This is a genomic window from Sphingobium sp. S6 (assembly GCF_905120495.1).
In the GTDB taxonomy this organism is placed as follows: Bacteria; Pseudomonadota; Alphaproteobacteria; order Sphingomonadales; family Sphingomonadaceae; genus Sphingobium; species Sphingobium agri.
Genome location: NZ_CAJHOG010000007.1, coordinates 45,221 through 56,711, shown reverse-complemented (window position 1 = coordinate 56,711; position 11,491 = coordinate 45,221). Strand labels below are relative to the sequence as shown.

Sequence of the window (11,491 nt, the reverse complement as noted above, 5' to 3'; positions counted from 1 at the left end):
TCAGACGTCGATCACCTTCGCCGGATTCATGATCCCGGCCGGGTCAAGCGCCCGCTTTATCTGGCGCATGACCTCGACGGCGGGGCCATGTTCCGTGACGAGATGCGCCTTCTTGCCAATGCCGATGCCATGTTCGCCAGTGCAACTTCCCTCCATGGCGAGGGCGATTGCGACGATCTGTTCCGACAACGTCTTTGCCCTTTGCGTTTCGTCCGCCGAATTCGGATCGAAGACGAGGACGACATGGAAGTTGCCGTCACCGACATGACCCACGATGGGCGCGGTCAGTCCGCTGTCGTCGATGGCGCGGCGTGTTTCCTCTATACAGTCGCACAAGCGTGAGATGGGGACGCAGACATCCGTGGCGATGGCTTTGCAACCGGGCCGCAGAGCGAGGTTGGCATAGTGCACCTTATGCCGGGCGTCCCACAGGGCGGTACGATCCTCCGTATTTGTCGCCCAGTGGAAATTGCCGCCGCCATTCTCGGTGGCGATCTGGCCGAAGCTTTCAGCCTGTTCCGCAACGCCTGCGGGCGTGCCGTGGAATTCCAGGAACAAGGTGGGACATTCGCGGTGATTCATCCGGCTATAGGCGTTGATCGCGCGGATCTGTAGCGGATCAAGCAGTTCTATCCGGGCGACGGGGAGGCCGATCTGGATCGTCTGGATGACGGCGTTCACCGCGCCCCGCAGAGTTTCAAATTCGCAGACGGCAGCGGAGATGGCTTCAGGCTGACCATATAGGCGCAGGGTTACTTCGGTGATGATGCCCAACGTGCCTTCAGACCCGACGAAAAGCCCGGTAAGATCGTAACCGGCAGCGGATTTCCTGGCCCGCCCGCCGGTCCGGATAACTTGCCCGTCCGCAAGGACGACGGTCAGTCCCAGCACGTTCTGCCGCATGGTGCCGTAGCGAACGGCGTTCGTGCCCGACGCTCGTGTCGAAGCCATGCCGCCAAGGGATGCGTCCGCGCCGGGATCGACGGGGAAGAACAGGCCCGTGTCCCGAAGCTCAGTGTTCAGCTGCTTTCGCGTGACGCCCGCCTGAACCGTGCAGTCGAGGTCGTCCGTACTGACGCGCAGCACCTGATCCATGCGGGAGAGGTCGATGCAGAGACCGCCGCGCGCGGCAAGGAAATTGCCTTCAAGCGACGTGCCGGTGCCGTAAGGCGTCACGGCAATTCCCTGCTCGTTGCAGAAGCCGACGGCGGCGGCGACTTCCTCAGTGTTCAGGGGATAGACCACCGCGTCCGGCGGCATGGCAGGATAAAAGGTTTCTGCCCGGCCATGATGATCGCGTACGGCGGCGCTGTCGCTGAACCGGTCGCCGAAGATCGTACGCAGCGCAGTCCAATCGGTCTGCTGGATCTTTACCGCCGTCGCCATCTGCGTCTCTCCCGTGGTCGATGAGACACGATACAGCGGTTCGGCAAGTTGCTCCACCATCTTCAGGCTGGGGCAGTCTGAGCGCCCCTGACGAGCCTTCCCGGTCGTGCACCCGTCGCGTCGTCGCTGCGGCGGATGACGTCGCCTGACACGATGGTTGCGACGAAGCCGGTCGCTTTCTGGTCCAGCCGACGACCGCCTCCGGGCAGATCGTGTCGCACATGCGGGGCATGGAGGTGCAGCGCTTCAAGATCGATGATGTTGATATCCGCCTTGTAGCCAGGAGCAATCCTGCCCCGGTCGCGCAGGCCCATGGTCTCCGCCGGGCGTGAGGTGAGCGCGCGGACGGCCTGAGGGATGCTGAGCTTTGGCCCGGCTCGGTCACGGGTCCAGTAGGTCAGCAGGAAGGTGGGGTAGCTTGCGTCGCAGATCGCGGCATAATGAGCGCCGCCATCGCCAAGTCCCATAACGGTGTCAGGGTGGGTGATCAGGTCATGCACTGTGTCGAGGCGGCCGTTATAGAAATTGCCGAGTGTGTTGTAGAGCATTCCCCGGCCATCGCCGCCGTTCATCATGAAATCGTAGGCGACTTCTTCCGGGGTGATGCCGAGGCGGCGGGCCTGCGCGCCGACGCTGCTTTCCGCCGGGGGTTCATAGTTGGGCGGGTCGGAGAGCGGGAAGATCCAGTCCCAGTTGCGGGTCATCATCGCCAATGGATGGCCCTCATGCGGCTTCTCGGTGATGAGCGTGGCGCGGAACTCGGCATCGCGCAGATGCGTGAGCTGCTGGTCGAGCGGCAGGGCGGCGATCGCTTCATAGCTTGGGCAGAGCGAGAAGGGGTGGCTGGATAGTTCAAAGCCGCAGATCATGCCGACCGGCCGGGGAAGTATTTGCGGGCTGATCTTCAGGCCCTGCGCATTGGCTTCCTCACTGATGCGCAGCGCGTTCTGCCAGACCGGCTCGCCCGTGTTCGACGTGCCCAGGGTGAAGGTCGCGGGCCTGTTCGCCGTCCTGGCGACGGTTAGAAGATGGGACAGTTCGTCAGTCCAGCTGGAGAAGGGGGCGTCGAGCACCATCTGCAAGACGCCGGTATCTGCGTCGCGCATGGCGCCCGCTATGGCCTTCAGTTCCTCCACATCGGCCTGATAGCTCGGGATATTCTCTCCCGCCTTGGTGCGGTGGATGAGGAGGCGAGAGGTGGCAAAGCCGATCGCGCCCGCATCCAGCGCCTCGCGGGTGAGGGCCTGCATCTTTTCGAGGTCGGCAGGCGTCGCGGGTTCGCGTTGCGCGCCGCGCTCGCCCATCACGAACACGCGCAAGGGGCTATGGGGCAGAAGGGCAGCGACGTCGATGTCGCGGGGGCGAGCTTCAAGTGCGTTCAGATAGTCGGGGAAGCTTTCCCAATCCCAGCTGAGCCCTTCTGCCATGACGACGCCGGGAATGTCCTCCACACCTTCCATCAGGCGGATCAAACGGTCGTGATCGGCAGGGCGGCATGGCGCGAAGCCGACGCCGCAATTGCCGATCACGACCGTGGTCACGCCATGGGAGGAGGAGGGGGAGAGTTCCTCCGACCAGATGGCCTGACCATCATAATGGGTGTGGATATCGACGAAGCCGGGAGTGACGGTGAGACCCGCCGCATCGATCACTTCGCGGGCATCGCCGGTAAAGGTGCCGACGCTGACGATCCGCCCGTCTGCGATCGCGACGTCGCCGACGAACGGCTCACCGCCGCTGCCGTCGACGATCGTTCCGCCCCGGATCAGCAGGTCGCATGCGCTCATTCGGCGGCCCTCGCGATGGGTTCAAGGCTGGTTTTGCCGTCCGACGCCCAGAAGGCGCCCTCTTGCGAGGTGTCGACATCTTCGACGCCGCGCACGCCCAGCGCCTCGCGCGCTTCCGCCAGCGGCAGGTGGAACACGGCTTCGAGCTTCTTCATGAAGAGGGCGTCGCTCTGCTGCCCCACCTTCATGCCCCGCTGGATCGCGTTGACGGCGGTCGGCCACACTTCAGGATAGTGAAGCATCGTGCGCACGGTGTAGCGGAGCGACCCGAATATCTGGATCATGTTCACCTCCGCCGCAAGATGCGGGTTGCGCATATGTTTGGGCACGTTGGTGAGGCGATACCAGTAGGGCACCAGCTCACCCATGAAGTTGAAGCCGCCGCCGCACAGGATATGTTCGAAGTCGTGCGTCTGGCCAGAACGCAGATTATAATATTGAAGCTGCGTTTCCGGTTCTTTCCAGGGCGTGATCTGGATCTCATAATCTCCGGCCGTCATCTGTTTGTAGAAGGTGCCGCCGAGAGAGCCGGGTTCATATTGTTTGAAATCTTCGATCGTATATGTGGAGATAAAGCCTTCACTGAACCATGCGTCCAGTTCGGGATTTACCTTCCTCTCCTGCGTGAACATCTCCTCGATCGCGTCGAAATCGCGCAGTGAATCGAGGATCGGCAGGAATTCATACATTTCGGCTGGAGGCGGCACGTCCGGTCCGTTGCGACGCAACAGGATCATCGCCAACCATTCGCGCAGGCGGGGATTATTGAGATATTTGGACGAAGAGATGAGTATGCTGCTGTCTGTTTCCACAGGCATCAGGCCGCGCGCGAGATAGGGAATGTCGACCATGTTGCTCGTTCCTTCAATCCAATACCAACTGCTTGTTGCCTGAACCCCAGGCGCTGATCCGTTCATCGCCCACCTTGAATTGCGGCAGGAGGTCGAAGAAGCTCTTGTCCGCGACGACGATGCGCTGGAGGCGGCGAGGCGTCATGCCCGTCAGGTCGCCGCGGGCATGCTGGAGAGCGATGTTGTCCCAGATGACGAGGTCGCCATTGTTCCAATGGTGGCGGTAGATACGATCGTCGCGATAGAGTTCGGCGAACAGGGCTGAGAGCGTGGCGTCGCTGTCCGGCTGGTCCATGCCGACGATACGAGCGGTCTGCATGTCGCTGATGTAGAGGATCGGCTCGCCACTCCGGGGATGCGGGATGATGACCGGGCGAACCTGGTGCGGCATGTCGGTTGAACTGTCGTAGCCGACCGACCGGTGTGTCTGAATCGGCGCGATCATTGTGACCGCTTCCCGGGCCGCGATGGCGGCTTTCAACTGCGATGGCAGGGCGGCGGCCGCAACCGCGCCGTTGGCGAAGTCGGTCCAGCTTTGTCCGTCATTAACGGCAACGGCGTGCAGCGAGATGATCTTGAAGGGCTCTTCCGTGAAAGCCAGATCGCTGTGCCAAGTGAGCGGGCCCGAGCCCAGCGCGCCATCGCTGGAGATTTCGCGATATTCGCCATGTGATCCCAGGACCCGGCCGAAATTTTCGAGCAGCCTGACCTGATCCGCTTCGTCAAGCTGCTGGTTGCGGAACAGGATCAGTTTGTGGCGATCGAACAGTTCGGTCAGCCGTTGTTCGAAACCGTCGGGCAGCGGCCACTGCAATCCGATGCCGATTTCAACACCGAACGGCTCCAGTGGCCGTTCCGTCCATGGCAGTGCCATTTCATGCCTCTCCGTCTTTTTCTCCGACGAACGGTATCGAACCGTTCGGTTGCCGTCAACAACAATGGGTGTATCCTGGCGGCGGGCTGTTATAGCAGCCCGACAATGCGCAAGGATGCTGGATGAAATTGGTGGCAGAAGGGAGGGGCGAGGTGGCATCGCCGCGCGTCCGCCACTTGCTGTTGTCGGCGCGCGCACAATTTGTGGAGCGGGGCTTCGATGCCGTCAGCATCGACTCGATCGCTCGCACCGCCGGGGTGAGCAAGGAAACCATCTACCGCTATTTCGCCGACAAGGAAGCATTGTTCCGCGCGGCTCTGGAGGCGCAGGGGGCGGAGTTCGACGCGCGCGCGGCGGCGGTGCATGAAAGTGCAGCGACGGGCGGGTCTGAACTGGCAGGACTTGCTAGGGTTATTCTCGATTCGGCGCTGGACCAGGGCATGTTCAGCGCGCTCTGGGTCGCCGCTGGCGTGGCGCACAAGATGCCGGACTTGGCAGCATCATTGCAGAGCGGGCAGGGGATGCGCCTGGAGCCTGTGCGGCAGGCTTTGGAGGATCATGCGCGGGAGAAGGGCATCGACCGCCCGGTCCCACTGGAACTGGCATTGGACTTCGGATCGCTCGCGGTTGAGGGGCCGGTCGTGCTCATGGGCTTTCCTGCCCCCTCACCGGAAGGCCGTGAGCGGGCCGCGCGTCATGCCGTTGCGCTATTTGTGCAAGGGGCCGGGGGTAGCGGAGCGGCCGGATTGCCGCCGCCCGAGCCTTTGGCGGATATGAGGTTTTCGCCGTTCGAGGAGCCGCTTCCCCATATCCGGACCTTGCTGGACGTGGCAGGGCGCCATTTTCTGCAGGAAGGCTTTGAGGGCGCGAACCTCAACCTCATCGGGGAGGAGGCGCGGGTGGGGCGTGGTACGCTCTACCGGCATTTCGGGAGTAAGGCCGGGCTTTTTGCAGGAGCCATGCGGATATTGGCCTCCGACTGCGCTTGTGGGGCAAAGCCGCCCGTGCTTCCCTTGGGTCGGGCTGATCCCGTTGCACTCCGTCGATATGTGGAGGCGGCGCTCGAAAGCCTGACCTCCACCACATCCATCCGCCTGCATCGTGCCGTTATCAGCCAGTCGCGGCGCGATGCGGCCTTGGCGAGGGAGGTGTATCTCGTCCTGCGCAAGCCTTGGGTGGATGGTCTGATCCCTTGGCTGGAAAGCCTTGGCATCAAGGAGAGTGCTGAGTGGCACGCGCGACAACTTCTGGTGCTCGCCATGAGGGGTAACCGCCTGCTTGCGGGAGGTCATCCGGTCGCGGAGTCCGATAGGCGATATTATGCCGAGCGCGCAGCAACCATATTCCTGCACGGATATTTGGCGACGTTGTGATTCTGTCGGCATCCCGTTGGCCCAGCGATGCCAGGGGACCGCCAAGCCTGCAATGCGCAGCCAAATCCATGAACCCCGCCGCATAGGAATATGCCTGATCCCCGATGGAGGTTTTGGCGGCAAATAGTGCTTTGACAAAGCTACGCAGCCCCGTCATCATCCTTTCGTCCAAGCGCGTCGGAGAATGTGCAAAGGAAATGATCTCCGCCTGTCTGGCGAGACATACAGAGGAGGCTGGATATTCGCGAAAAAGAGCTGAGCGGGACAGATTTGAATTCGTTCCATTGCTTGCGCGGCGGCCAGCATCGACAGTTCTCATTAAGAAAATAATATCGGCTAAGGGGCCGGAGTCTCGGGAGAGAGAGGCATGATTATCACGAATACACACCGTCTGTTCGGCTGCGGCCGCTAATGGTGTCCGCTTATTCTGGCGGGCATGCCATATCGCGTGAATAGGTGACGGATGGACTGCTTTTTGCCAGCGAAGAGGGGTGAACTGGCCTAGCTCTCCGATGTCCAGCAGGAGACTCATGAATGAATGGGATGACGGGCGCTGTTGCCGCGGGCACTGCCGCGGGCGGCCATGGTGGACGAGCGCGGATGATGGTGTTCCGCGCCTTCCTCGCGCAGAATGTTGCGGTGGGCAGCGCCTTTGGCGGTTTCGGGATCTCCGTTCTGCCGTTGCAGGAACTCCATGGGGCAAGTCGGGGCGCGACGACGCTTGCCTTGGCTTTGGCTGTTCTGGTGATGGGCCTTGTCAGCCCGCTTGTGGCGACATTGATCGGGCGGATCGGGCTGCGCTGGACGATGACGATCGGTACGCTGATGTCGGGTATCGGCTATGCCTTGCTGGCGATCGCGCCAAGCATGCCTGTCGTGCTGCTGCTTTATGCCCTGCCCATCGGGGTGGGCCTCGCCATGTTCGGCCCATTTCCATCGAGCGTTCTCGCCAGCAACTGGTTCAGGCATAATCCTGGGCCAGCACTTGGCGTCGCTAACATGCCGCTGTTCGTAGCGCTGCTGCCGATGGTGGGTATCTTCATCCTGCGCGACCATGGCTTGTCCGCCTTTTACCTGATCCTGGCGGCGCTGCACGTCCTGCTATTGCCGGTGATGCTGGGCGTGGCGGACGGGCCGCAGGACGGCGGGGAGCAGCCGGGACACCCGCATGCCGGGGAGTCGAGTGCAATGCTGCCCAATCGCACCGTGCTGCGAAGCCCTGCCTTCTGGGTCATGTGCCTTGGCGCTGGTTACCTGAATGCCGTCGGCATCACCGGGGTGTCGCACCTTGTCGCTTTTGTCGCAGAACGCGGGGTGGCGGCTGATGAGGCGGCGGGGCTGCTGTCGATCATGGGTGGAGCGGCGGTGATCGGTTCGCTTGCGATCGGCTTCCTGTGTGGCCGGTTGGGGGCACCCTTGGCACTGGCTCTCATTGCGGGGGGTCTGGCGATCAGCTGGGCATCTCTGCTTTCGACCATCTCCTTTCCGATCATGGCATTGGCATCGCTCATGCTGGGGGCAGGGGGCGCCGGAGTGTTCCCGGCGATCAACATGCTCTCGGGCCGCCTGTTCGGTCAGCAGTCGCTCCCTCGTGTTGTCGGTCTTTTCGGCCTCGTGACCTTGCCGCTGACCTTCTTCCTGCCGCCGCTTGCAGGCGTCCTGCGTGACGCGGTCGGGGGGTATACGCCAGTCGCCTCGATCATCATCGGCGGCTGCGCGCTCGTGGTCATCATTTTCGTGGCGATGGCGCGGGCAACCGCATCTCGCTCCGCAAACCGACTTGCAGAGTAGGAGTCACTCAGCCCGCGTTTGAAGGTGCGACGCTGGCAGCAGGTTTCACAAAGGATGCATCCCCAGGTTCATTAGGCTTCATCTGCTTGAGGAATTTCAGGATGCGCCCTTCGTCCACGCCCAAGCCCCGCGCGCAGAAGAGGATCGCGTCGCGCAAGGCGCGGTCTTCGTCATAGGGGATCGCGACCTTGTCATGGCAGCGGGCCATCATCATCATCGTGCTGACATGTTCCACATAGGCCCCGGCATTGGTGACTGAAAGCGTCTCTCCGGCGATGCCTCCATCAGCCCTCGCCGCTTCGATCGCCCGTTCCAGATTGGGCAGCGTCATGCGCAATGCGCGGCGATAGACGAGGCGGGCATAGCCTCCGTCACCGGCAAGGCTGCCCACGACCATGCGCAAGCCTTCCGCGTTGACGGCATGCATGCCCGCCATCGCATAGCTGAACGTGCGGCGCAGTATTTCGAGCAGGCCCTCGCTACTTGCCTCTGCCTCGCCAAATGAGCGCATGACGATATTCTGGTCGGTGATGACCTCGCGCAGTACGGCGCGGTAAAGATGCGTCTTCGTCGGGAAATGGCGGAACAGCAATGCTTCCGACACTCCAGCAGCGCGCGCAATCTGCTGCGTCCGTGCGCCTTCAAGCCCGTGGCGCGCGAAAACCGCCCTGGCCGCAGCGATGATGGAGGCCCGGCGACCGGCGCTGGAGAGACGGGTGGCTGGCATTGGTGGAAATATACTCCGGGAACAGGCAGCGTCGCGGCAGGCGACGATGGTAAAGTCTAAGGCTTTACGGAAGGGATACAAGTTGCTGCCGCCATCTGCTCCTTTTGAGGGCGAGGCGCTTTCGCCGCCGTCACGGGTCGCTGAGCGGCTTACCTTGTTCGATCGTCGCTATGAAGCGGCTGAGCAAAGCCTTTTGCCGTTCGATCATGGCTGGTGAGAGCGGGTCGATACCTGCCAAGCTCCGCGACACGGGTGCGGCCCAGAAATAACCGAACATCAGGTTGAAGATCGCCACGGTCTGAAGGATCAAATCCTCTGCCGCAGGCTCCAGCTCCGCCGCCTGCGTGATACGTCGTCCATAATCGATCAGCCGCTCGACCCATGCCATGCCGATCTCGTCGCGGTCCGATGGGGAGGAAAGGATAGAGCGTATGAGCAGCATGGAGACATTAGGATGCTGCGTCAGCACATCGACCAGCCGATCGGTCAAGGTGCGGAATGAGGCCTCCTGTGGGGACCTGGTGATGGTCGCTTCCATCTCGTCGGCCAATGGCTGCAATGCGCGTTGCAGGACCTGGCGATACAGGGCGTCCTTGCTTTCGAAATATTTGTAGAGCCCGGGCTGCTGGATGTTCGCAGCCGCAGCGATGTCCCGCAACGCAGTCGCGTCATAGCCTTTCTGCGCGAAGAGCAATTCGGCGGTATCTAGCAACCTGTCGGCCGTGCGTTGGCCCTTGCTGGTCCGTTGGACGATCGGTTCGCTGATGGCGCTTTGCGCGATGCTGGTCATGGATTTCACCCTAACCGGCTGCTGTTGCTTTGGCCATATGGCGCGCGTTGAGGGAGGGCGGGCGAGAGCCCCACATTGGCGCGGCAAGATGCGCATTGTCCTTGACACCTGTGCACAGGGGCGCATGAGCGCGTGCAAGTGCAGCACTGGCACCCCAATCGTGCAGAGGACCAGATGATGGAAGATATCTATATCGTAGGCGGCGCCCGGACGGCGATCGGCGACTTTGGAGGCTCACTCAAGGCCTTCATGCCGTCGCAGCTTGGCAGCATCGTCGTGAAGGAGGCGCTGTCCCGTGCTGCCGTTCCGGCGTCTGACGTCGAGCATGTGGTCATCGGCCAGGTCATGCCGACCAGCGCTCGCGATGGCATGCTGTCGCGCACCATAGCGTTGCAGGCTGGCGTTCCGCTGGAGGTGCCCGCCCTGACGCTGAACAGGCTCTGTGGGTCGGGCGTACAGGCGATCGTGTCGGCGGCGCAGATGATGAAGCTCGGCGAAGCGGCGATCACCGTGGCTGGCGGCGCTGAGTCCATGTCGAACGTGCCCTATCATGATCACGGCGCACGATGGGGCCGCAAGATGGGGGACAACCCTGTTGAGGATGCGCTGGTTTGCGGGCTTCAGGATGCAAGCGGCGGCTATCATATGGGCGTAACCGCAGAGAATTGCGCCGAACGCCACGGCATCACGCGTGAGCAGCAGGATGCGCTGGCCGTGGAAGGGCATCAGCGCGCCGTCCGGGCGATTGCGGAAGGCCGATTCAAGGAGCAGATCGTTCCTGTCGAGATCAAGACGCGCAAGGGCGTCACCATCTTCGATACGGACGAGCATCCGCGCGCGGACACCAGCATCGAAACGCTGACAGCGATGCGCCCTGCGTTCAAGAAGGACGGCACGGTCACGGCAGGCAATGCGTCCGGCATCAATGACGGCGCTGCCGCCGTCGTGCTGGCCACTGGCAGTGAAGTGGAACGGCGGGGATTGAAGCCGCTGGCGAAAATCCTTGGCTGGGGACATGCGGGCGTAGAGCCGGAATATATGGGCGAGGGGCCGATCAAGGCGGCGCCCGTGGCGCTGAAGCGCGCCGGACTGACGCTTGATCAGATGGACGTGATCGAGGCCAATGAAGCCTTTGCGGCGCAAGCTCTTTCCGTTGCCAATGCGCTGGCGTTCGATCGCGACAAGCTGAACCCGAACGGGTCTGGTATCGCGCTGGGCCACCCTGTCGGTGCGACGGGCACGATCCTGACGATCAAGGCTGCTTACGAACTGAAGCGGACCGGCGGGCGCTACGCGCTCATAACGATGTGCATCGGTGGCGGCCAGGGCATTGCCTTGGTGATCGAGAATGTCGGCTGATCATTGAGGAGGAGCCGAATGCCCTGGATGCGGCGTTCGGCTCCTTCGCTCATGCTGGCGGCGGACGTCAATGATCCGACATCTATGTTAAACCTCACCTTCTTTTGAGAACTCAATCACTTGTCGTGCGTTTAGACGGGGCGGCGGTCGATGAACCGCTGGCATGGAGTAGATCATGTCCGTTCTCGTCGAGTTTCCTGGCGGCGTCTGCCGCGAAGTTCCAAGCCAATTGCGCGCGATCGGACCCCAGCAAAATCGTGCGGACGAATTTGAGCAAGTCCCGCTGAACTGCGATCCGCACTGGAAATATGAACGGGAAGATGGCCGCTGGATCGCTGTGCACCGCCAAGGTCAGTTGTTGAGCATGCGTCCCGCCGCTCCGGCATGGTGGCATTTTATCGAGCTGATGATGGAGCCTGAGCGTCGTGCCCATGGCGCGAATGTCGCAGAGGCCAGCGAAACGGTGAGGCTTCAGTCCGCTGCCTGACCCATCCGAATGAAAAGTTGAGGGAGGCGCGCTGCAGCCAGCCTGCGGAACTCCTTGAGCGATCAG

General features: G+C 62.1%; 10 protein-coding genes. 4 read left to right on the top strand and 6 right to left on the bottom strand.

Going from position 1 to position 11,491, the window contains the following annotated elements:
- The 4 genes from SPHS8_RS16050 to SPHS8_RS16035 are packed head-to-tail and all read right to left on the bottom strand — an operon-like array spanning window position 1 to window position 4,898.
- Window positions 1–1,446: an FAD-binding oxidoreductase gene (locus SPHS8_RS16050; RefSeq protein ID WP_236575218.1), complete on the bottom strand. Its 1,446-nt coding sequence runs from the start codon at window positions 1,444–1,446 to the stop codon at window positions 1–3.
- A gap of 2 nt (window positions 1,447–1,448) precedes the next feature.
- On the bottom strand, window positions 1,449–3,173 hold the full coding sequence (locus SPHS8_RS16045; RefSeq protein WP_201516429.1) for an N-acyl-D-amino-acid deacylase family protein: 1,725 nt from the start codon (window positions 3,171–3,173) through the stop codon (window positions 1,449–1,451).
- Entirely contained in the window at window positions 3,170–4,024 is an 855-nt protein-coding gene (locus tag SPHS8_RS16040; protein WP_201516428.1) for a Coq4 family protein, read from the bottom strand. Before SPHS8_RS16040 ends, SPHS8_RS16045 begins: the two co-directional genes overlap by 4 nt.
- A 13-nt stretch (window positions 4,025–4,037) precedes the next feature.
- Window positions 4,038–4,898 carry a TauD/TfdA dioxygenase family protein gene (locus SPHS8_RS16035; protein WP_201516427.1) on the bottom strand — a complete coding sequence of 287 codons (861 nt, stop codon included), beginning with the start codon at window positions 4,896–4,898 and terminating at the stop codon, window positions 4,038–4,040.
- Between the two features lie 122 nt (window positions 4,899–5,020).
- Between SPHS8_RS16035 and SPHS8_RS16030 the strand changes: the two genes are divergently transcribed.
- Both SPHS8_RS16030 and SPHS8_RS16025 read left to right on the top strand, forming a co-directional pair.
- Complete coding sequence (locus SPHS8_RS16030) at window positions 5,021–6,271, top strand: TetR/AcrR family transcriptional regulator (protein WP_201516426.1); 1,251 nt, start codon at window positions 5,021–5,023, stop codon at window positions 6,269–6,271.
- Between the two features lie 534 nt (window positions 6,272–6,805).
- Complete coding sequence (locus SPHS8_RS16025) at window positions 6,806–8,062, top strand: MFS transporter (protein WP_201516425.1); 1,257 nt, start codon at window positions 6,806–6,808, stop codon at window positions 8,060–8,062.
- Window positions 8,063–8,069: 7 nt separating this feature from the next.
- On the opposite strand, the gene SPHS8_RS16020 is transcribed toward SPHS8_RS16025, so the two are convergent.
- Both SPHS8_RS16020 and SPHS8_RS16015 read right to left on the bottom strand, forming a co-directional pair.
- Window positions 8,070–8,789, bottom strand: coding sequence for a TetR/AcrR family transcriptional regulator (locus tag SPHS8_RS16020; protein ID WP_201516424.1), 720 nt, complete (start codon window positions 8,787–8,789; stop codon window positions 8,070–8,072).
- A gap of 130 nt (window positions 8,790–8,919) precedes the next feature.
- Entirely contained in the window at window positions 8,920–9,579 is a 660-nt protein-coding gene (locus SPHS8_RS16015; protein ID WP_201516423.1) for a TetR/AcrR family transcriptional regulator, read from the bottom strand.
- A 177-nt stretch (window positions 9,580–9,756) separates the two neighbouring features.
- Between SPHS8_RS16015 and bktB the strand changes: the two genes are divergently transcribed.
- Window positions 9,757–10,938 (top strand): beta-ketothiolase BktB, encoded by a 1,182-nt coding sequence (gene bktB, locus SPHS8_RS16010; RefSeq protein ID WP_201516495.1) that lies wholly within the window; start codon window positions 9,757–9,759, stop codon window positions 10,936–10,938.
- A gap of 175 nt (window positions 10,939–11,113) precedes the next feature.
- Window positions 11,114–11,425, top strand: a complete 312-nt coding sequence (locus SPHS8_RS16005; protein WP_201516422.1) for a hypothetical protein — start codon at window positions 11,114–11,116, stop codon at window positions 11,423–11,425.
- Window positions 11,426–11,491: the final 66 nt, after the last annotated feature.

Coding starts and splice junctions, on each gene's coding strand:
- SPHS8_RS16025 (WP_201516425.1), top strand. CDS start 6,806: ATGAATGGGATGACGGGCGCTGTTGCCGCGGGCACTGCCGCGGGCGGC.
- SPHS8_RS16040 (WP_201516428.1), bottom strand. CDS start 4,024: ATGGTCGACATTCCCTATCTCGCGCGCGGCCTGATGCCTGTGGAAACA.
- SPHS8_RS16035 (WP_201516427.1), bottom strand. CDS start 4,898: ATGGCACTGCCATGGACGGAACGGCCACTGGAGCCGTTCGGTGTTGAA.
- SPHS8_RS16045 (WP_201516429.1), bottom strand. CDS start 3,173: ATGAGCGCATGCGACCTGCTGATCCGGGGCGGAACGATCGTCGACGGC.
- SPHS8_RS16030 (WP_201516426.1), top strand. CDS start 5,021: ATGAAATTGGTGGCAGAAGGGAGGGGCGAGGTGGCATCGCCGCGCGTC.
- bktB (WP_201516495.1), top strand. CDS start 9,757: ATGGAAGATATCTATATCGTAGGCGGCGCCCGGACGGCGATCGGCGAC.
- SPHS8_RS16005 (WP_201516422.1), top strand. CDS start 11,114: ATGTCCGTTCTCGTCGAGTTTCCTGGCGGCGTCTGCCGCGAAGTTCCA.
- SPHS8_RS16020 (WP_201516424.1), bottom strand. CDS start 8,789: ATGCCAGCCACCCGTCTCTCCAGCGCCGGTCGCCGGGCCTCCATCATC.
- SPHS8_RS16050 (WP_236575218.1), bottom strand. CDS start 1,446: ATGGTGGAGCAACTTGCCGAACCGCTGTATCGTGTCTCATCGACCACG.
- SPHS8_RS16015 (WP_201516423.1), bottom strand. CDS start 9,579: ATGACCAGCATCGCGCAAAGCGCCATCAGCGAACCGATCGTCCAACGG.